Source organism: Pedobacter sp. KBW01, from assembly GCF_003852395.1.
Lineage (GTDB): Bacteria > Bacteroidota > Bacteroidia > Sphingobacteriales > Sphingobacteriaceae > Pedobacter.
In genome coordinates this window covers 101,481-121,246 of the sequence record NZ_QAJQ01000002.1, presented here as the reverse complement: position 1 = coordinate 121,246, position 19,766 = coordinate 101,481, and the positions used below count along the sequence as shown (strand labels likewise).

Below are 19,766 nucleotides of genomic sequence, written 5' to 3'. Positions count from 1 at the left end.
ATGAAAGCCTTTGTATTATCGATCATTTCTTGAAGGAAGGATTCAAAAATTCGAGAATAACCTTATTGAGTAAATCTGGTTTTTCAAAGGGTACATAATGTGTGGCATTGGGAATGATTTGTAACTGAGATTTACCAATGTGTGCCGCAATGAGTCTGGTATGCTCAGGTTTAATCACATCGTCACTTCCTGCAATTACCAACACGGGATTGACGATTTGTTGCAATTGCTTTGTGGTAATATTGGGCTGCTCCAGCATCAGGCTGATTAACCGGGGGCTCTTTGGCGGGTTTTGTGCCGTCAACAGATTCTTAAAGGAGGCCAGCAAACTATCAGCTATGCCCGAAGGATAGAGGTTTGCACCGATGGTTACCATATTATCTACCAACTCTGGATGGGTAAGATTAAAGCTCAGGGCAGTATTACCGCCATCGCTCCAGCCTACCAGGTTCACTTTTTTTAGTTCCATTGCAGTAAGCACTTTATGGAGGTCGTCGGCAAATTTATCGTAACTATAAGCCGCCGTAGATAGGTCGGTACTTCTACCTTGTCCACGCGTATCGATAGCAATTACCCGAAAATGTTTTGCAAAAACAGGAATCTGGCGGTAGAAATCTGCTATACTTCCGTTGTTGCCATGCAAGAGCACCAGAGGTTCACCTTTACCATACTCCTCAGTATAAATTCTGGCATCTCCCAGATCAATGTATCTGCCTTTTTTATTTTTACCATATCCACTTTCCAAAGCCCCCTGTTTATAACGGTAGTAATTAGCTAGCGTCGTTATCTCCGGCTTTTCATCTATTAAAGGTTTATCGGTTAGCTGCAATTTCTTTCCTTCCTTGCTGTACTTAATATCAAGATTGGCAATGAAGGTTCCGGCATTGCCTTCCCAATTCCCCTGACTTTGATATCGGAACAGCAAGTCTTTAGCTATCGTTTTCTTTGCCGAAACACCAAAAACAAAATTGTTGTTACTATCTGGTGCATAGTTTACCAGTTGTAGTGTTATCGCAATCTTATCCAATCCATCAAAATTGAGCTGATGAGGGGCAAGATCTATATGCTGCCAACCCGTAGAGCTTGCCTTATAGGTAATATGTTTACGTAAAACATTACTGTCGGGCAAATTATCCTTTACCGTGTAAATGTTAAGCTTTAAGGTAATAGAAGAGAACTTTGAGCTAGGCATGATATAGAAGTTGTAAGCTTTAAGCAAGGTTCGATCGTATATTTCAAAGATATTTCCTTGCTCTATACTAGGAACGTTTTGGTCAAACATTTTAGAAAAAGTTATCATGGGCCTGGACTGTTGCCCTACGATCCGCTCTTTCAGCTTCGCTGCTTTAATAACAACTTCGCCCATATCAAATACCTTTTCCTGGAGTGTAATTACCATTCCCGATTTGGATTCATTTGCCTGAAGATGCCGATCAATAAAACCCGTGGCACTGAATATCACACTGCTGCTGGCCAGACTGTCTGGGATAACCAGTTTAAAGATTCCATCCTCGCTTGCAACGGTGGCAACCTTACTGTTTTTGATGCCTATTGAACAATATGGGACCGGATGTTGTTGGGAATCTTTCACACTGCCGGTTAAAATACGCTGTGCCTTAACATTGAATAATACGAATAATGCTGCTACTGTTAAAAATAGCCTTTTAAAAGAGGAAGGGATATTGCTCATATACAGCAAAGACGGTACAGTGGCCTGAACGGTTGCACGTTCATCTTAATTTTTTGCCTGCCAGGCATAGTAGCCCTTTAGAGTAGCCTAGATCTCAATGTGAGAATAGTAAGATATTTATCGATCCGCCTTTTATTTTGCTGTTGCAAAAGGACAGGATAGATGTTCATCAAGAGGTTAACCAAGGTAATAACCAGTGCAAAAAGGTAAAGGCCTTTGAAGATTTTAATGAATATAAAAACGTTCATAAATCCTGATGCCAGCAGATGGTTGAGCTCCGCTGCGGTCATTTCTTTTCTATATTCATTTAACTCACTTGCCTTGATTTTTTTCTTCATGGAAAGCTTGGGGTTGAAAAATTTAAAGAAAGAATGCAGCAGAATATATTTAAATACGTTTAAGCCAAATAGTTTGTTAAGCTTTTCATTTTTAATAAAGTTAAGGTGCGTTAAGGGCTGGTAAAATGTCGTTTTTGCCAGAAAAGCATTCAATAGCATACCTACAATCCAGGAAATAAAAGCAATAGCAAAGCTGAAAGTTATTTGTTTGATGAGCATAGTTGTCGGTTTCTTTCTTTTGTCTCCCCTCAAGGGATCATGGCAGCTAATATAACCTTTATGCTGAAATTTAAGCGTTGAGAATCAGATTTCGGCCATCAATCTACTTATCAATACCAGCTGCGCAAGAATTAAATAACAGGCCTTAAAACTAGTTAAAGGAAGAAGAATAGTGTTATGATGGTATTACCTGACCAAAAGTGAAATATTTTCTGGTTGTTCCAGTTACACAATTTTGGTTGTGTTTAGATAACTGCTTTAAGAGTTTGATTTAAATAAAAAAACCTGCAAATGTTTAATTTGCAGGTTTTTTATTGATTTTCGTAGCCCGTAGGGGAATCGAACCCCTGTTTCCAGAATGAAAATCTGGCGTCCTCACCCCTAGACGAACGGGCCATTAAAATTAAGAGTGTCTTTCAACTCTTTGGTAGCGGGGACACGACTCGAACGTGCGACCTTCGGGTTATGAGCCCGACGAGCTACCAACTGCTCCACCCCGCACTCTATTTTTCGCCTCAAATATCCGTTTGAGGGAGTGCAAAAGTAGGCTTTATTTTCGAATTTCCAAATCCTTTAAAAGAATATTTCCATTAAAAATTAAACTTTCCACCATGAAGTATTTAGTATTGGTGCATAAGTTTTTTAAAATGAATGGGTTAGTGTGTGTCTGTATGATGAAAATATTTTTAACTTTTTTATGTTAATCTACTTTTTGTAAAAAGATTTGGATAGTTCACAATTGCTTTGTTTCTTTGTTTAAAATGAATCTAAATAAGGATAATGGTTTTCTCTCTTGTTCTTAGGCCATAGATTTTTTGCATTTCGATATAATTTTTGGTTAGTTATGTTGATTAAAAGTCCTGTTTGCCCGCATCGTCATCGGATGCGGGTAAATCAGGCGCTAAGTTTCGGTGAAATTAATCCTAGAATAATCGTATCCCACAAATAAAGGATAATCTGCACGTTAAGCTTGTATGTTTTAAATTGTATAAATACCTGATAATAGATTGGATTTGAAATTCTTTAATGCTCAAATCATATCTAATGAAACGAATCTCATTATCCTTGAAACAGTGTATTGCCAGAAACTATATTGGTAAGACGGTAAAAAGCTTTATGTAATTTGGAAAGGTGGCTCTGCAGATGAACCATTTTATGATTGGGTTATTCAAAACTGGCAAACGGTGGCGAGTGTTGTCATCAGTAAAGGATCAGAATAAATTTAGATTAATTGTCAATTAAAGCGCTTTCAGGCGGAAAATCTGAGCGCTCTTTTTTTTGCTGAGTAGGTATTTCGACAAAAGTGGCCAGCCATTTCGCGTTTAAGCTGCATACGGATTGTTTTTTAAATTTAGTCTTGCAGACATTTGCTAACTGTCGATGCGAAAATCAATTCCATTATTTCCGTTCTATTTATGTTGATTTTTTTTGATAATACTCTTGTTGTCAGTAGATTGTATGTGATTTGTTTTTATTGAGATGGCTTCTAAGCTTTCTCTTTATTTTAGGCTGCTCGTAATTACTGATAAAAGACTTTGACTCTTGTTAGTAATAATGCAATACTTTTGTAAGAGCCCAGAAATAGGGTTTTCGTCAGATAAATCGAATGGTTGGTGTAAAATTTTTCCAAGAAGCAAACACATGACACACTTTAGGTTAATCAAAATTAACCCAAAATATGGTATCTAAAAATTACGCCTCAAGTCCAAGCTCCGTTGGAAATTCTAATGCCAATTTTATTAGGCTAAAATACTACGATTTCCATATCTCTAATTCCCTCTAATAGTCATTCAATAAATTTCTGGTTTTTGCCTCAAGTGTGCACTTCCCTCATGGATTGGGTAAATAGCTCCTGGATAAGGGGGCCTTTCGTCAGTTACCAGAAATGTCAGACCGAATAAGAATAATATATCACAGACACCTAATAAACTCTCATGAAGAATAACATTTCTAAATTACTTGTTTTTCTAATTATGCTGTTGCTAAAGAACAACAATCTCTTTGCGCAACTTCCATTGGCATCAGTTAACAATTTAACCGGTGCAGGCTCAGTGAATATGCCGCTTTACGAATTGCGTAGCGGGAAAATTTCGATGCCGATAAGTTTAAATTACACCGGAAGCGGTATCAAGGTTAAGGAAGCGGAGGGAACCGGTGGTCTGGGTTGGAACCTGCAAGCAGGAGGAGGAATTTACCGGCAGTTGAGGGGATTGCCTGACGAGTCTTTGAAAGACAATATGGGTAATCAGCGTTTGGGGTGGCTGAATAATACAAATGGTTCGAAGATTAATTCGTTTAACATAAACAACGATAACAACCAGTCGACCTGCACAGATGAGTCGAATGACTTGGCTTACTTAAATAGTAATTTCTCGGATCTTTCCGATACCGAACCAGATATCTTTATAGTAAATGCACCCGGGCTAAGCTGTAAACTGGTGTTTGATGCCGATCATAATGTGAGGACAATACCTTACCAGGATATAAAGGTGAGCTATGAATATGAAACAAGTGTTCCAACCCATTATAGCAGTTATGGCCGGATTAAAAGCTTCGTAATCACAACTGCTTCAGGCACCAAATATACTTTTGCAGCATTGCAGACCTCGACAAAGCACACATTATCGTCAAGCCCTGGCTCAATAAGTTTTTTTAAGCGTGAGTACCAGCAGTTTCAGAATGGATTGGAATATGTTAGTGCCTGGAATATAAGCAGTATTAAAGATATTGGAGGTGCTGGATTTGATTTTTTCTATGGTGAGTCTTCTTTCTCTGCTGGGACAGATCGTTTAGCGCTTTCGCAGGGTACGAGCACAACAACAATGTACCCTTTTACCATCTCCAACTGGACAAACCAGACCCAGCTTTCCAGGATAACCTATGGAGGTTGGGATGATGTTGCTTTCAATCAAGGGCTGGAATTTCATTACCGTTCAGCACCAACGTCTGGTGCCCCGCTTATTGATTCTATCACGGGCATGGGAAAGAAGTATTTTTTTAGTTACTACAGCTATAAAACAAATAATAACAGTTTTGCAAACAAGACATTGCTTGAAAGGATTTGGGTTAATAATAAACAAGATCTTTATTTTACCTACAACGGTATCAGTAATGACGGTGGGGTTTTGAATCTCCCTGATTCCAATTCTAAGGCGATTGATGTATGGGGTTACTATAATGGAAGTTCGGAAAGCTCCCTTCTTCCTCAGGTTTATATTAATCCTTCAGATCCTTCCCGCGAGCATTACCGAAATATAGCTGGAGGAGCATCGGGCACTTATAATTATACGGTTTCAGGCGCAACAAGGGGTGTTAATCAGACTGCAATGATGGCTGGTACGCTTTCTAGTATTTATGCCTATGAAAACGGGGGTAGTACTTCGTTCGAATATGAACCGAATGATTACTTTGATGCAACGGCAGGCACTGTGATACAAGGAGGAGGTTTGAGAGTAAAAAAGCTAACCATAAGTGATGGAGTTAATCCCTCAGGAAATATTGTAACCAACTATAGTTATCTCAACCCTGTAGCAGGTTTATCTAGTGGAAAACCAGTGAGTGTACCATTGTTATCTTTTACCACACCTTTTTATGGTTCTGGTACTACAGAATATATGCTTCAGAATTCAGTTATCCGCTTAGAGGAAAATATTTCTCAGGAGGATACAGGAATACTTTATAGCCACATAAGGGTTTCAAAACCTGGCGCAGGAAGCTCACTTTATGAATATCTTATTCCTGCTACTAACTGGGACAATAGCTGGGGTAGTGATTGGTCTCCAACGATTAGCAATTTTGGGCGGGCCAGTTGTGTTAGTGGCAGCTATATGACCAATGAGAAGAATACCTACCCATTTGCACCAAATACCAATTATGATTTTGAACGGGGGCTGATTAAAAAGCTTGGCCAGTACGATGAAAACGGGAACAAGGTAAGTGAATCGGTTTATACTTACGCGCGCAGCAATTCACCACTGGTTATTAATGCCTTAAGGTTTGAGGGAAATGCCGGTGCTATGGCTTATTCAAAATATACGTTGTATGCAGGAGTAGGTAATCTGATTGCACAGGAAGATAATACTGTTTTTGATGCACCTTCAGTTATCCAGGCGAACCATATCACTACCAGTTATCTCTATGGCAGCCCCCAACATAAAGAAGTGACCACTAAAACTCAGGTTAAAAGCGACGGAAGTACGGCAAGAACCTATTTTAAGTATATTAAGGATTACGGTGCCTCAACTTCATCAGATCCAATGGTGCAGTCTATTTATAATCTGGCACTTCAAGGTGTTAACATTCCTGTAGAATCTTATAGCCAGCTCGAGCGTAATGGGGTAAACCGTACGGTTTCGGCGTCGCTAATGGATTTTAAGACCTGGGGCTTTAACTATCGTCCTAGCCTGGATCTTCCTTTTCACCAGTTCAATTTTTTAAATGCTGTTGGAGTAAGCGATTTTCAACCTTCTGGTATTACCGGTGGGGTGTTTTCCAAAGATTCGCGCTATGTCGCCAGGGAAACAATACTTGATTATGATAAAAACGCCAACCCAACTACTGTACTGGCGAACGGAATCAATAAAAAGGCGGTAATTACCGATCAGCTTATCTCCAGTCCGGTAGCAATATTCGAACATGCGGGCATTAGTGAGGTTGCCTATGAGAATTTTGAACTACACTATTTGGAAACAGGATTTACATATTCGGTTAATCCTGCTATATCAAGTTTTGTAACTACGGCAAGGTCGGGAAGCCATGCGTTCAGCTTAGATGCTGGAAATACGCTTTCCAGAACAGTAACCAAATTTACAGGAAGGAAGTATTACCTCTTTTCGCTATGGATAAACACCGCTACATCCGGAAATATCAATGTGTCTACTAATGGCGTCAGCCAAACCTTGCCTTATAGTAATACTGGGGGGCAGTGGAAGTATTATCAAGCCAGGATACCTGTTGGCAGCTTCCCTGATTCTTTTGTTATTTCTTTCCAGAGCTCAACAGCTATACTGATTGACGATATTATGTTTTATCCTGCCGATGCCTTAGTGTCAACTTCGGGTTATGATGAGAATTCTTTTGTGAAAACCTCTACTACAAATACAAACGGAAGGGCGGAGTATTATATATACGATAAGTGGCTCCGGTTAAAGAATGTATTGGATGACAATAAAAATATTACCTTAAAAAAGACTTACATTTCTAAAAACGATCAGGATAATTATAAGGCTGAAATCTCGTACGATGCAAATCATGCCAATACCAATTATCCATTATATTTTTCAGATGGCGCACTTTCTAACTGGGACAGTGAAGGGCTTTCTTACACCTGGAATTTTGGAGATGGTAGCTCAACAACCAATAGCTCTGCATTATACGGGCAAATTCTGCATACTTATACTGCACCGGGAAGTTATTCTGTAACCTTAACCAAATCACTTGCCCCTTACGGAACCGTGAGCGACACTAAAACGGTTACAGTAACAAATTCTACTGAAAACGTGAGGGTTTATGGTGGTGGCATGACAATCAGCTTCTATCAGGGAACAACTTTGGCCTATGTTTTCAATGATTCCGATTTTGCCTCTGGCAATGTATTTGTCGGTTCGGGAACTTATAATATTCGCATCAGTGCTCCGGGACAGTATACCTCCAGCAATCCTTACGGCTACCGTTCAATCAGGTACCAAAGTTATACTACACCTACAACTGGTGTGGTCAATGATTGCTTGATCTCGCAGCCTGCCAATAATTATTTTTATTATTTCAATGGTGTAAACTTGTCAGGTAAGCAGCAGATCTCATTTTCCACCTCTACTGAAGAGTGTGTGGTGGAGGAAGTTCAATAACTATTTTAGCCCTCAATCATGAAAATACAATATAAATTCAGCGCCCTTATTTTAGTATTTGGTTTGTATGCAAACGCTGTCTTCGGACAGAATCGAAGTTATGTGCAAGAGGATGTGGTAAAGGTACCGGGAATAACTACAGACGTTCAGGTTTTCGCACTCCCCTTGGCAGACCGGACAACGTCACGGACTTATTTTGATGGTATGGGCAGGCCCATACAGTCTGTTGCAGTTGGAGCGAGCCCTTCAGGAAAAGATATTGTACAGCCGGTGGCCTATGACAACCTTGGAAGACAAGTAGTCGGTTACCTGCCCTATGCTTCTTCAAATGCCAATGGCGCATTCCGGACAAATGCAATATCGGAGCAATCCAGTTTTTACGCAACGAGTGGCCAGAAAACAGCAATTGATGCAAACCCCTATAGTCAGCAGCTCTTTGATAACAGTCCGATGCAACGGATCCTTCAGGCAGGGTCAGTTGGCAGTGGATTCCAGATTGGAGAGCACCAGAATGGTTTTACCTATAGGACAAATCTTTCCAGTGAAACTGTCCGGAGGTGGAACGCGGATGGTTCAGCCAATGGTAGCTTTGATGCCGGTACACTTTCGGTAAATGGCGGTACCGATGGGGAAAATAGCCAAACGGTAAGCTACACCGATAATAATGGCAGAACCATACTAAAAAAACAGCTTTTAAATCAGGGCGGGACTACCTGGGTTGAAACCTATTATGTGTATGATGATTTAGGCCAGTTGGTTTTCATTGTACCGCCGAAAGCTGCAGCCCTGATGGATAGCTATGGCAATTATAGCCTTCAACAGCCTGAAGTCCAAAAGCTGCTCTTTATTTATCTTTATGATGAAAGGGGAAGACAGGTAGAGCGGACAGTCCCTGGGGGCGGTACCACCTATCTGGTATACGATCCTTTCGATAGGGTGGTGCTGGCCCAGGATGCAAACTTACGCTCGCAACAGAAATGGAACTACATTAAATATGATAGCCGTAATACGCCCATAATACAGGGAATTTATTACAATGGCAGCTATATCAGTAGAGCTTCAATGCAGGGTTATGTAAATGGACTTAGTTATAGCAATGCCTATGAGGAACGTAACGGGAATGGGTCTTCGGGCTACTATACGAACAACTGTTTCCCAGCCAGTGATACGGAGCCTCTAGCGTATAGTTATTATGATGATTATGATCTGGACGGGAATGGTTCTGCTGATTATGCCTATCAGGGGCAGGGTATGGCAGGGGAGGCCGGTCAAGGTTCATACACCAATGGCTTACCCACCATGATGAGGAAGCGAACTGTTGGGAGTGGTCTTTCCAATATCTGGTTAACCAGTGTTATGTTTTATGATGCAAAAGGCAGGTTGATCCAGAGCCAGGGAAATAACCAGCTTAATACAGCCGTAAACAGCCTAAGTACCACTGTAGCCGATTTTACAGGCAAAGCACTCCGTAGCCGGGTTGTACAGGTGGCAACCGTAACAACGGTTGTACAAACCGAATATACTTACGACCATAGGGATAGATTAAAAACTGTAGATGAATCGTATAACGGGGGAACACCGATAAGAACGGGTGCTTACGAATACAATGAGCTTGGCCAGCTGGTAGACCGCAAACTACACAGTACCAATGGAGGGGCAAGTTACCTGCAGTCTGTAGATTACCGCTACAATATACGGGGGCAGATAACCAGCATTAATAATAGTGGCTTGAGTGTGGATGATAAAAATGACGATAATAACGATGTGTTTGGGATGGAGCTATTGTATAGCCAAAGTGATAGCGGTATTGGCAACAATGCTTATTTTAATGGAGCGCTTTCTGCGGTAAAATGGAAAGTAAATGCTCCAGGGGTGGTTACTGGCAACGAGCGGAGTTACAAGTTTACTTACGATAAATTGTTGCGGTTAAGTGCTGCTGTTTATTCCGAGCGCAGTGGCGGTGGCGGCTGGAACAATAGTGGCGCTTTCGATGAAAAAAATATCAGCTATGACCTGAACGGAAATATATTAACTTTACAGCGTAATGCCGTATTAAGTGGCAGCATTGCCGCAGTGGATGACCTGACTTATAGTTACGATGGCAACCGGCTAAGTAATGTAAGCGATGGTAACGGAGGATCTTATGGTTTATTTGGTTTTAAGAACCTGACAGGATCAGGGGCGGGCTATGACTATGATGCCTCGGGCAATATGACCAGCGATGCCAAAAAGGGAATTAACCTGGATTATAATCTACTGAACCGTACAGATAAGGTTACGGTAACTACAGCTGGTGGTAGGTACATTACCTATACTTATGATGCCGGAGGAGGACTGATTAGAAAACAGGCTTTTGATAACAGCAGCCTGGTAAAAACCACCGATTATATTGGCGGTTTTGTTTATGAAGATAATGCATTGGCTTATTTTGGTATGGCAGAAGGTCGGGTACGTAACAACAGCGGCACCCTAAAGCCCGAGTACATGATCAAAGACCAGCAGGGTAATGTTCGGGTAAGTTTTGAGGAGCAGGGCGGTGTTGCAGTGGTAAGGCAAGAGAACAGTTATTACCCTTTTGGCTTAACTATGCCCGGAAGTGTAACGCCAACAGCAGCCAACAAAAAACTGTATAATGGTGGTAGTGAATGGCAGAACGATTTTGGCGATTTACCGGATTTGCAGCAAACCTTTTACCGGATGTACGATGCGGCATTGGGACGATTTATCGCAACCGACCCATTGGCTGAGGCCAGCGAAAGTATGACGGTGTACCAGTATGCGCTGAATAGCCCGCTTATCTTTAATGATCCCCTGGGCGATAAAGCTGCTGGTCCGGTTACCGGGCAATATGCTGATTTTTGGAATACTGCACTTGCTTATACCAAAAGTTATGGGGCGTCTTGGAACGGCAGTTCTGGCTTTAGTGCATTTGGTTCTAATTTGGAGGGCTTTACCAGCGGTGCGGAGACAATGAGTAATAATGGTACCTGGGGCAAGAACGGTTGGGCACAAGATTATGCTTCTGCTTCACAGGCTTTTTATGAGGGGACAGGGATCCAAGCATTAAAATCAGATAAAGATGGTTATCTCACATATGGGGCATTCTATAGAGATGCAAATGGCAATTCTATACAAAAAAACGGAGTGAGTGGTGAGTATAGGACATTTTATGCAGGTAACTCGAAACAAACATCAACAAATAATACGTCTTGGATAGATTTTGGATCATTAATTTCTAAGGCAAGTGGAAAAATTGGCGAATGGGGTGATAAGATTTCTGTGTATCAGTCATTTCTCGCTGTTAATGGAGCTGCAGCAGAGAGGATTGTTATAGGTAGAGCTGCAACAAGCGCTGCTCGAGCGTATGTAGCTGCATTTTCAAGAAGTTTCCAAAATGTTTCTAAGGTAAACAATATACTTGGAGCGGCAGGAAAAGTTTTAGGAATTACGAGTGTAGTAACTTCTGTAGTGGAGCTCATGTCTGAAGATTTTAGTTATACCAATTTAGCTAAAGTAGGCATAAATGTAGCTTCACTATTTATAAAAAGTAATCCAATTGGACTTGGAGTTTCTTTAACATTGGGAGTTTTAAATGCAACTGGGGTAACTGAAAAAGCACTAAATTATGTGTTTAATGAAAAAACAAATTAATATGAATATTGTAAAAATAATTTTTTTTCATATATACAATTCCTATTACAATGACGGTAGTTATCGAAACGATGTTCCTCATTGGACTGCTTTTGCAATTACAGCATGCTCACTGGCTTGTCTAATTGTTACCTTCGTTTGTGTAATAGTTAATTTAGTTACGGGAGGAAGGCCAACAGCTCTTCTTTTATATCCAATTTTTCTAGTGTTGTTGATTTACTTTTTTTATAATATTTTGTTTAAAAGAAAATATCAAATAATTTATACACAGTTGATTGGTGGTAGATGGGATACCAAGATTATGAGATGTTTCAGTTGGATAATTATTTTGATCGGTTTTATTTCTGTTGGTTTATATGCATACATTTTTAACCAAAAATAAACGCGATTATAGTTATTGCTCTTTCATTTTATTAATTGATTCCAATTTGAAACTCACTTTTATTGCTTACGTTTTTATTTTATTAACTTTTGTGGGGAAAGCTAATAACAAGCGAATTTCAGTAAACAGAATGATTGAGAAAAAATGGGTTCTTGAAAGTAAATTTAATTCACCTTGGAAGGTTACTTTATTGCCAACATTTTTAGATTTTGAGAAAAAACAAAATTTTGCTCTAACTAGAAATACTGGAAATAAAAGTGAGTCTGATACTTCCTTATTAGTGGTATTTGTTTAAATATTGGATTTTAGTGACTTCTTAACAAAACTGTTTAATGCAGTTTTTATTGAAAGCGGGGTATTTAGTCTAAAATCATGATAGGGGATCATTGAAATTGGTTTATTTAGTTATTTCGAAAAAATCTAACTCTGAAGTTAATTCTAGTTTGGCTTCAGAGTTTCTTAAGAGAAAAAAACTTTATGATTGAACAAGCTAAAAAAATTAAAGAACTTGAATTACTCAAGGAACAAAGAATATTTTTTGAAGTTGAAAGTCCAGCTTTAACTGATGTCCATATTATTTCAATATTAAAAAATGGTGTAGATGAATTTCAGTATGTAATTAAGCAGAATGGTAGTGACGATATGTTTCGTGAAATAATATCTTCTACAATCAAAAAGATTGAAGAAATTGAAAATGGATTGGATACTGAAGATAAAGAAGCAGTTTGCTTGTATTTTGAGAAAATGATGGATGCCGTTGAATTAGAATCATCTGGTGGAATATTGAATACCTGGTTGTATGGATTTAATCCAGAAGACTATTAAACGATAGGGTACAAGTCCCGTCCAATCTCTAAACTAGAATTATAAAATGTTACCCCCCCCCCAAAAAAAAAAAAAAATGATATGTTTGGGGGGTAACATTTACCGTGGGGGACTAAATTAAAGAGTTAAATTACTATTCAACTGTTGTTTAAGCTTGTTGATGGAAATTACTTTTCATAATTACTTACTTAGCGTGAAACAAAAGTAAGATTGTAGGTCACCTGTATTAAGATGTTTAATTGGTAAACATGTTGATGTTCAGTTATTTATTAAGAGCTCGGTGCGTAGTGTTTTCAACTTTAAATACACACCGAATTACACACTTGTATTGTGAATTGATGCATATTTTAGGTTTTTGATATCAATAAAAAACCCTGCAAATGTTTGATTTGCAGGGTTTTGACATCATTTGATATTGATTTTCGTAGCCCGTAGGGGAATCGAACCCCTGTTTCCAGAATGAAAATCTGGCGTCCTCACCCCTAGACGAACGGGCCATTAAATGAGAGTGTCTTTCAACTCTTTTGGTAGCGGGGACACGACTCGAACGTGCGACCTTCGGGTTATGAGCCCGACGAGCTACCAACTGCTCCACCCCGCACTCTATATAATTCGTTTTTTCTTTTGAATTAAATCCTTAACCCTGTTTCCGAATTGGAATGCAAAGATATAATTCGTTTCTTTGTACTGCAAATTTTTTTTAAAAAATATTTCAATGGCGCATAAAGCAGGTTTTGTTAGTATAATAGGTAAACCCAATGTAGGTAAATCAACCTTAATGAATGTGCTTGTAGGCGAACGACTTAGTATTATTACACCTAAGGCTCAAACTACAAGGCACCGTATTTTAGGAATTGTAAATGAAGAAGAATATCAGATCGTTTTTTCTGATACCCCCGGTATAATTAAGCCAAAATACAGTTTGCAGGAAAGTATGATGAGCTTCGTTAACGGATCTTTAACAGATGCGGATGTACTTTTATTCGTAACCGATATTAATGAAGTGCATGATGAAGATGATGTGCTGGAGAAAATCCTGAACAAGGATATTCCAACAATTGTGTTGATTAATAAGATAGATCAGGCTACGCAGGAGCAGGTGGACGAGAAAATTGCTTACTGGAATGAGAAATTAAAGCCAGTTGCTATTTATGCCATTTCTGCGCTGCATAAACACAATGTGGATGGTTTGCTGGATCGCGTTTTGGAAATGCTGCCTGAACACCCACCTTATTACGATAAAGAAGATTTAACCGATCGCTCTGAGCGTTTTTTTGTTTCTGAAATCGTGCGCGAAAAAATCTTTTTAAACTATCAGAAAGAAATTCCTTACAGTACCGAGGTAATTGTAAAAAGCTTTAAAGAAGAGCCGCTTAAAAATGGCAAAGGTGAGATGATTAGAATAAGTGCTGAAATTGTGGTAGAACGCGATTCGCAAAAGAATATTTTGATTGGTACTGGTGGCAGCATGTTGAAGAAAGTTGGTACTGAAGCGCGGATTGAAATTGAGAAGTTTTTAGATGCCAAGGTTTTTCTTGAGTTGTTTGTTAAGGTTATTCCCGATTGGAGAAGTAAAAAGAACTATCTAAAAAGTTTCGGATACGATAATTAATTTCGATTTTTAAGGATGAAGAAAAGCATAACGATCTTGTTGTTGTTCGTAAGCGCGGTTGTTGCCGCCCAGGAATCGAACAATGGTAAAAAACTTTGGGCCAAATCAATCCTGAACGAAAAAGCGCCAGAGCTGGTTGTGGAAAAATGGATTTCAAAACAGCCCGATACGAAAGGTAAATTTGTGTTAATTGACTTTTGGGCAACCTGGTGTGGTCCGTGCAGGGCATACATTCCTTCGTTAAACGATATTCAGAAAAAGTACGCCGATAAAGTAGTTATTATAGGCGTTTCTGATGAATCTGCCGAAAAAGTAGAAGCTTTTAATAATCCTAAAATTAATTACTTCGAAGCAATCGATACCAAAGCTGCTGTGAAAAATCAGCTGGAGGTTAAAGGTATTCCGCATGCCATTTTAATCGATCCGAAGGGTGTTGTGCGTTGGGAAGGTTTTCCATTATTAAAGGATAATGAACTCACAGAAGAAGTGCTAAAAGGACTTTTGGAGAAGTATAAAAATTAATATTAACTGAGGTTACGAAAATTAACCGTACCTTTGCAGCCCGAAATAAATCGGTTAGTAGTTGATAGTCAATGGCTGATAGCCAAATAGTTTAAGCAGCTTGCCTAAACACCACGACCATTAACTATAAGCCATTAACTATCAAAAGAACACCCATGAGTAATATTATAGCCATCGTAGGCAGGCCAAACGTAGGCAAGAGCACCCTTTTTAACCGATTAACCGAAAGCCGTAAAGCCATTGTAGATGATATGAGCGGTGTAACCCGCGACAGACATTACGGAGTGGGAGAGTGGACCGATAAGCAATTTACCGTAATTGATACTGGTGGTTATGTAGCCAATTCAGAAGATGTTTACGAAGCTGCAATTCGCGAGCAGGTATTAATCGCCATTGAAGAGGCCAGTGTGTTAATTTTCATGGTAGATGTAACTACCGGTATTACTGATTTGGACGATGATATTGCACAGGTTTTACGCAGAAGCGATAAGCCTGTTTTTGTTGCGGCAAATAAAGTAGATAACACTGCACTTTATAACGAAATACACACTTTTTATGGTTTTGGTTTAGGCGAGGTTTACCCTTTATCGTCGATGACGGGCTCAGGAACGGGAGAATTGCTGGATGAAATTGTCAAAAAATTTGATGATATCCCTGAGGAAGAAAACCAGTTGCCGAAAATTACCATTGCTGGTCGCCCGAATGTGGGTAAATCTTCTTTGGTAAATGCTTTAATCGGTAAAGAAAGAAATATTGTTACTGCCAATGCAGGTACTACCCGCGATTCGATTAAAATTCACTACAACCAGTTTGGGCATGAGTTTATGTTAATTGATACTGCCGGACTGCGTAAAAAAACAAAGGTTAAAGAAAACCTTGAATTTTATTCGGTAATGCGTACCATCAAAGCTTTAGAAGAAGCTGATGTGGTAGTATTGATGATTGATGCACAAGAAGGAATTGAGAGCCAGGATATCAATATCTTCCATTTGGCCGAGAAGAACAAAAAAGGTATCGTAATTTTGGTAAACAAATGGGATTTGATTGAAAAGAATACCCAAACGATGAAAGCTTTCGAAGATCAGATTAAAGAACGCATTCGTCCGTTTACTGATGTGCCGATCATTTTTACTTCGGTATTAAATAAGCAACGTATTTTTAAGGCTATTGAAGCTGCTTTGGATGTTTATAAGAACCGTGGAAAGAAAATTCCTACTTCGAAGTTAAACGATGTAATGTTGCCATTGATTGAGAGTTTCCCACCACCGGCATTAAAGGGTAAACACATTAAAATCAAATACATTACGCAGATTAACGGAACATCGCCAATGTTTGCTTTCTTCTGTAATTTACCACAATACATCAAAGATCCGTATAAACGTTTTATTGAGAATAAACTGAGAGAGAATTTTGATTTCGCGGGTTCGCCGATCCAGATTTTCTTCAGACAGAAATAAGCTTAAAGGCTAAAGCTGAAAGCAAAAAGCAGTGCAGGTATTCCAACAGGAAAACAGCACTGCTTTTTTTATGCTTAATACAATGAAACATCTGTTTTCACCATATCAGTCATATCAGAACATTTAAGCTTACATTTCCTATATGGTTAAGATTTGAGGTGTTTAAATCTGTGTTCATCCTTTTTATCTGTGGTAAAAAATTAACTTTGCTTTATGCAAATCGAAGTATTAAATAGCCAGCCCACTGATATCGACATCATTTTCGATTTTTACGATATGGCTATTGCGCACCAAAAGAAAGTTTTTAACAAGCATTGGCAAGGTTTTAGCCGCGAACTGGTGCAAACCGAGATTGCTGAAAACCGTCAGTATAAAATTCTGGTAGGCGGCGAAATAGCCTGCGTTTTTGCCGTAACCTTTAACGATAAACTGATTTGGGGTGAGCGCGATCATAATGCCATTTATATCCACCGGATTGTAACCCATCCAAATTTTAGGGGCTATGCTTTTGTAAAGGAAATTATTAAGTGGGCTACGCAATACAGTTTAGGTAATGGCCTAAAATATATCAGGATGGATACCTGGGCTGATAACGAAAAGCTTTTGGAGTATTACACGGGCTGTGGTTTCGAATATGTTGGTGTGGTAACCATGCAAAAAACAGATGGCTTGCCCAAACATTACGAAGGAATTAGCTTAAGCTTATTTGAAATTGTAGTGTAAGCCTTACTTCAGCTCAATTTTCCAGCTTAACATATCGTCCACTTCACCGATATGGATAAAACCGTTTTTTTCTAATATAGAGTAAGAAGCCACAGTATCTTTGGTGGTTGCGGCAAAAACTGATCGCACTTTTGGTTGTTCTTTAGCCCATTCCAATATCCGGCCAACAGCCTCGGTCATAAAGCCCTTACCTCTAAATTCTTCATAAGTGCCATATCCGATTTCGATTTCTCCGTTTGGATCGGGCTCACCTACAAAACAAATATCACCCACCATGCGGTTGTCGGGTTTCGAAATAATAGTCCAGAGCGTGTGGTAAAGGTAATCTTTGTCTTTATCGAAAACGTTAGGTAAAATGGTTTGCTGTAATGCTTCTTGTAGTTCGGGGGCAATGTTTTTCTTAGTTGGCAGTAGGTGAAATTCTTTTTCTAGCGAGTGGTCGTCTTTAATGTATTTTAATAGTTGGTTATGTGTTAGCGGCTTTAAAATGAGGCGTGGTGTTTCTATCATATTTGAGCTGGTTAATTGGGCTCAATATAATGCTTTAGCCATTAAAATCCAGGTTTTTCAGAACAAGCTTATGTTAATAAACTTTTATTACCTGCCCGGTAACAATGCCTAATACACTTTTTTCGAAAGCCTTTACTACTTTATCCATGCTTACGGGTATTTCGCCCGGAAACGAATCGAAATAGGCCGGCGAATCTTCAACTACATTTGGACTAACGGCATTGAGGCGTACGCCGTTTTCGAGCTCGGGAGCTGCTGCAATTACAAACGAATTTAAACCACCGTTTACTGCGCTTAATGCGGCGCCGGCTGCTACAGGATGATCGGCCAATATGCCCGATGTTAGTGTAAACGAGCCTCCTTTATTAATGTAGTGCTGCCCTATGAGTACCAGGTTAACCTGGCCCAATAATTTATCCAGTAAGCCTTTTTTAAAAGTTTCGCCTGTCATTTCTTTAATGGGCGCAAAAGGGCCTTTACCAGTGGTGCTGATTAACGCATCAAAAGGTCCTGTTTTTTCGAACATGGTTTTAATCGATGCTTCGCTGGTAATATCAACCTGCACATCGCCCCTTGTATTACCTACGCGTATCACTTCATGTTTTTGGGCAAAGGCATCGCTAACTTTTTTGCCTAAAGTTCCGGTTGCACCTATAACTATTATTTTCATGCTTTTATGTTTAAAGGTTTTGTAATACTAAGTTAACGTTGTTATTAAACATTAAGGTCATTTAAAAGTTTGTATCCTGTTAATCTTGCAAAATTATTTCGGCCTTTAAATCGGTTATAAACAGATCGATATGTGCTTTGGTTACATTTGGCATACAGATGATATGTGAGTTTCCCTGTTCAGCCGCCAACTGCCATTTTTTGCAGATCGCTTGTGATGGCGCAGGAAAGTTTACGGTGATGGCATTGGTGTTGCGCCACGCCTCAATGCCCATTTCTTTAAGTTTTAATTCAGTGTATGCTGCAGTTTCTAAACTGTGCATGGCACGTTCTTTTAAGCCTTCCAGTCCCAGGCGTTTAATGGTGTGCCACAAGAATAGCGGACTGTGCCCATTTCTCGAACCTGTAATGGTGGTATCGACACTGCCAATGTAGGCCACAGAACGTGCAATACGGTCGCGGTTCGATTTTTTTGCAATTACTACACCGCATGGCATTGGCGAACCGAAAAATTTATGGCCGCTAATGGCAATACTATCTGCTCCGTCTTGAAAATCAAATGCAGGGCGTGGCTCGATCAGGGCGCTGTAGGTGCCCGAAAGTGCTGCGTCGGCATGGATATAATAATGCTGGATGGCCAGTTTTTTTAAAATTGCTTTAATTTTAGCTACATCGTCGCGGGCTTCGGTCATCGTGGTGCCAATGTTGGCCATAATAATAACGGGCATATGACGGTTCATCCGGATGGTGTACTCCAGGTCATCATAATCAATTTCGCCGCTCTCTTGTGTACGGATTACGATATTTGACATATTAAGCAAATGCAGGTTTTTTTGAACACTGTAATGGGTGGCTTCAGAATAATAAACCATACCTTTTGGATGAAGCTCACGGGCAAGGTACAAGCCATATAAATTGCCTTCCGAACCTCCGTTGGTTACATAGCCCCACCAGTTATCTTCGGGCGCACGGAAAAGGCTGGCAAAGAACTGCACTACCTCTTTCTCCAGATCACGCGATCCTACTCCATAAGTAGAAGTAACGAACGGATCGCCGAGGTTGTTCATCGGGTATTTTAAAAACTCAGCCAGTTCCTGGTAATCAAAATCCTTCGAAACCGGATAACCAAGAAATAAATCGGTTTGTCCTTTTACTTTTTCTATTAAAGCACTTAATACTTGTTGATCTTTTGCTGATAAATTGCCTGTTGCCATAATGAATTGGATATATGGGCAAAATTAGTAAAATCGAAATATAGTATCATTATTCTGTTTTAAATAAGAATATTATATTGATTTGTTGTTGTTTTTAGAAATTGTATT

14 protein-coding genes and 4 tRNA genes are annotated in these 19,766 nt (G+C 39.5%); 9 read left to right on the top strand and 9 right to left on the bottom strand.

Features of this window, described 5'->3' with window-relative positions; genetic code table 11:
• Positions 1-22: 22 nt before the first annotated feature.
• The 4 genes from DBR40_RS01625 to DBR40_RS01610 all read right to left on the bottom strand — a co-directional run bounded on the left by DBR40_RS01625 (position 23) and on the right by DBR40_RS01610 (position 2,748).
• A complete protein-coding gene (locus tag DBR40_RS01625; RefSeq protein WP_124558063.1) occupies positions 23-1,690 on the bottom strand; it encodes an alpha/beta fold hydrolase in 1,668 nt (555 codons plus the stop codon).
• 77 nt (positions 1,691-1,767) lie between these two features.
• Entirely contained in the window at positions 1,768-2,187 is a 420-nt protein-coding gene (locus DBR40_RS26955; protein ID WP_233603772.1) for a hypothetical protein, read from the bottom strand.
• A gap of 384 nt (positions 2,188-2,571) precedes the next feature.
• A tRNA-Glu gene (locus tag DBR40_RS01615) sits at positions 2,572-2,643 on the bottom strand.
• 29 nt (positions 2,644-2,672) lie between these two features.
• Positions 2,673-2,748: transfer RNA gene (locus DBR40_RS01610), tRNA-Met, on the bottom strand.
• A gap of 1,433 nt (positions 2,749-4,181) precedes the next feature.
• Between DBR40_RS01610 and DBR40_RS01605 the strand changes: the two genes are divergently transcribed.
• The 5 genes from DBR40_RS01605 to DBR40_RS01590 all read left to right on the top strand — a co-directional run bounded on the left by DBR40_RS01605 (position 4,182) and on the right by DBR40_RS01590 (position 12,951).
• Positions 4,182-8,093, top strand: a complete 3,912-nt coding sequence (locus DBR40_RS01605; protein ID WP_124558061.1) for a PKD domain-containing protein — start codon at positions 4,182-4,184, stop codon at positions 8,091-8,093.
• An 18-nt stretch (positions 8,094-8,111) separates the two neighbouring features.
• Positions 8,112-11,744, top strand: coding sequence for a DUF6443 domain-containing protein (locus DBR40_RS01600; RefSeq protein WP_124558060.1), 3,633 nt, complete (start codon positions 8,112-8,114; stop codon positions 11,742-11,744).
• Complete coding sequence (locus DBR40_RS26950; RefSeq protein WP_233603774.1) at positions 11,728-12,126, top strand: hypothetical protein; 399 nt, start codon at positions 11,728-11,730, stop codon at positions 12,124-12,126. Before DBR40_RS01600 ends, DBR40_RS26950 begins: the two co-directional genes overlap by 17 nt.
• Before the next feature lie 46 nt (positions 12,127-12,172).
• Complete coding sequence (locus tag DBR40_RS01595; protein WP_124558059.1) at positions 12,173-12,421, top strand: hypothetical protein; 249 nt, start codon at positions 12,173-12,175, stop codon at positions 12,419-12,421.
• A 182-nt stretch (positions 12,422-12,603) separates the two neighbouring features.
• Positions 12,604-12,951, top strand: coding sequence for a DUF4844 domain-containing protein (locus tag DBR40_RS01590; protein WP_124558058.1), 348 nt, complete (start codon positions 12,604-12,606; stop codon positions 12,949-12,951).
• A 425-nt stretch (positions 12,952-13,376) separates the two neighbouring features.
• Here the strand turns inward: DBR40_RS01590 and DBR40_RS01585 are convergent.
• Positions 13,377-13,448, bottom strand: a tRNA-Glu gene (locus tag DBR40_RS01585).
• A 28-nt stretch (positions 13,449-13,476) separates the two neighbouring features.
• Positions 13,477-13,552: transfer RNA gene (locus tag DBR40_RS01580), tRNA-Met, on the bottom strand.
• A 114-nt stretch (positions 13,553-13,666) separates the two neighbouring features.
• Between DBR40_RS01580 and era the strand changes: the two genes are divergently transcribed.
• The 4 genes from era to DBR40_RS01560 all read left to right on the top strand — a co-directional run bounded on the left by era (position 13,667) and on the right by DBR40_RS01560 (position 17,265).
• Entirely contained in the window at positions 13,667-14,563 is an 897-nt protein-coding gene (gene era, locus DBR40_RS01575; protein WP_124558057.1) for a GTPase Era, read from the top strand.
• 15 nt (positions 14,564-14,578) lie between these two features.
• Positions 14,579-15,085 (top strand): TlpA family protein disulfide reductase, encoded by a 507-nt coding sequence (locus DBR40_RS01570; RefSeq protein ID WP_124558056.1) that lies wholly within the window; start codon positions 14,579-14,581, stop codon positions 15,083-15,085.
• A 155-nt stretch (positions 15,086-15,240) separates the two neighbouring features.
• Positions 15,241-16,542 (top strand): ribosome biogenesis GTPase Der, encoded by a 1,302-nt coding sequence (gene der, locus DBR40_RS01565; protein WP_124558055.1) that lies wholly within the window; start codon positions 15,241-15,243, stop codon positions 16,540-16,542.
• A gap of 213 nt (positions 16,543-16,755) precedes the next feature.
• A complete protein-coding gene (locus tag DBR40_RS01560; protein ID WP_124558054.1) occupies positions 16,756-17,265 on the top strand; it encodes a GNAT family N-acetyltransferase in 510 nt (169 codons plus the stop codon).
• Between the two features lie 3 nt (positions 17,266-17,268).
• Here DBR40_RS01560 and DBR40_RS01555 read toward each other — a convergent pair whose 3' ends face one another.
• The 3 genes from DBR40_RS01555 to DBR40_RS01545 form a co-directional block, all read right to left on the bottom strand.
• Positions 17,269-17,775 carry a GNAT family N-acetyltransferase gene (locus DBR40_RS01555; protein ID WP_124558053.1) on the bottom strand — a complete coding sequence of 169 codons (507 nt, stop codon included), beginning with the start codon at positions 17,773-17,775 and terminating at the stop codon, positions 17,269-17,271.
• 73 nt (positions 17,776-17,848) lie between these two features.
• Entirely contained in the window at positions 17,849-18,445 is a 597-nt protein-coding gene (locus DBR40_RS01550) for a short chain dehydrogenase (RefSeq protein ID WP_124558052.1), read from the bottom strand.
• 79 nt (positions 18,446-18,524) lie between these two features.
• The gene (locus DBR40_RS01545; protein WP_124558051.1) at positions 18,525-19,658 is read right to left on the bottom strand and encodes a histidine decarboxylase; all 1,134 of its coding nucleotides are present in this window, start codon (positions 19,656-19,658) and stop codon (positions 18,525-18,527) included.
• Positions 19,659-19,766 lie beyond the last annotated feature (108 nt).

Bases quoted from the DNA above. Each gene is read 5' to 3' on its own strand.
- DBR40_RS01625 (WP_124558063.1), bottom strand. From the start codon at position 1,690: ATGAGCAATATCCCTTCCTCTTTTAAAAGGCTATTTTTAACAGTAGCA.
- DBR40_RS01545 (WP_124558051.1), bottom strand. From the start codon at position 19,658: ATGGCAACAGGCAATTTATCAGCAAAAGATCAACAAGTATTAAGTGCT.
- DBR40_RS01590 (WP_124558058.1), top strand. From the start codon at position 12,604: ATGATTGAACAAGCTAAAAAAATTAAAGAACTTGAATTACTCAAGGAA.
- der (WP_124558055.1), top strand. From the start codon at position 15,241: ATGAGTAATATTATAGCCATCGTAGGCAGGCCAAACGTAGGCAAGAGC.
- DBR40_RS01550 (WP_124558052.1), bottom strand. From the start codon at position 18,445: ATGAAAATAATAGTTATAGGTGCAACCGGAACTTTAGGCAAAAAAGTT.
- DBR40_RS01555 (WP_124558053.1), bottom strand. From the start codon at position 17,775: ATGATAGAAACACCACGCCTCATTTTAAAGCCGCTAACACATAACCAA.
- DBR40_RS26950 (WP_233603774.1), top strand. From the start codon at position 11,728: ATGAAAAAACAAATTAATATGAATATTGTAAAAATAATTTTTTTTCAT.
- DBR40_RS01560 (WP_124558054.1), top strand. From the start codon at position 16,756: ATGCAAATCGAAGTATTAAATAGCCAGCCCACTGATATCGACATCATT.
- DBR40_RS26955 (WP_233603772.1), bottom strand. From the start codon at position 2,187: ATGCTATTGAATGCTTTTCTGGCAAAAACGACATTTTACCAGCCCTTA.
- DBR40_RS01600 (WP_124558060.1), top strand. From the start codon at position 8,112: ATGAAAATACAATATAAATTCAGCGCCCTTATTTTAGTATTTGGTTTG.
- DBR40_RS01605 (WP_124558061.1), top strand. From the start codon at position 4,182: ATGAAGAATAACATTTCTAAATTACTTGTTTTTCTAATTATGCTGTTG.
- era (WP_124558057.1), top strand. From the start codon at position 13,667: ATGGCGCATAAAGCAGGTTTTGTTAGTATAATAGGTAAACCCAATGTA.
- DBR40_RS01570 (WP_124558056.1), top strand. From the start codon at position 14,579: ATGAAGAAAAGCATAACGATCTTGTTGTTGTTCGTAAGCGCGGTTGTT.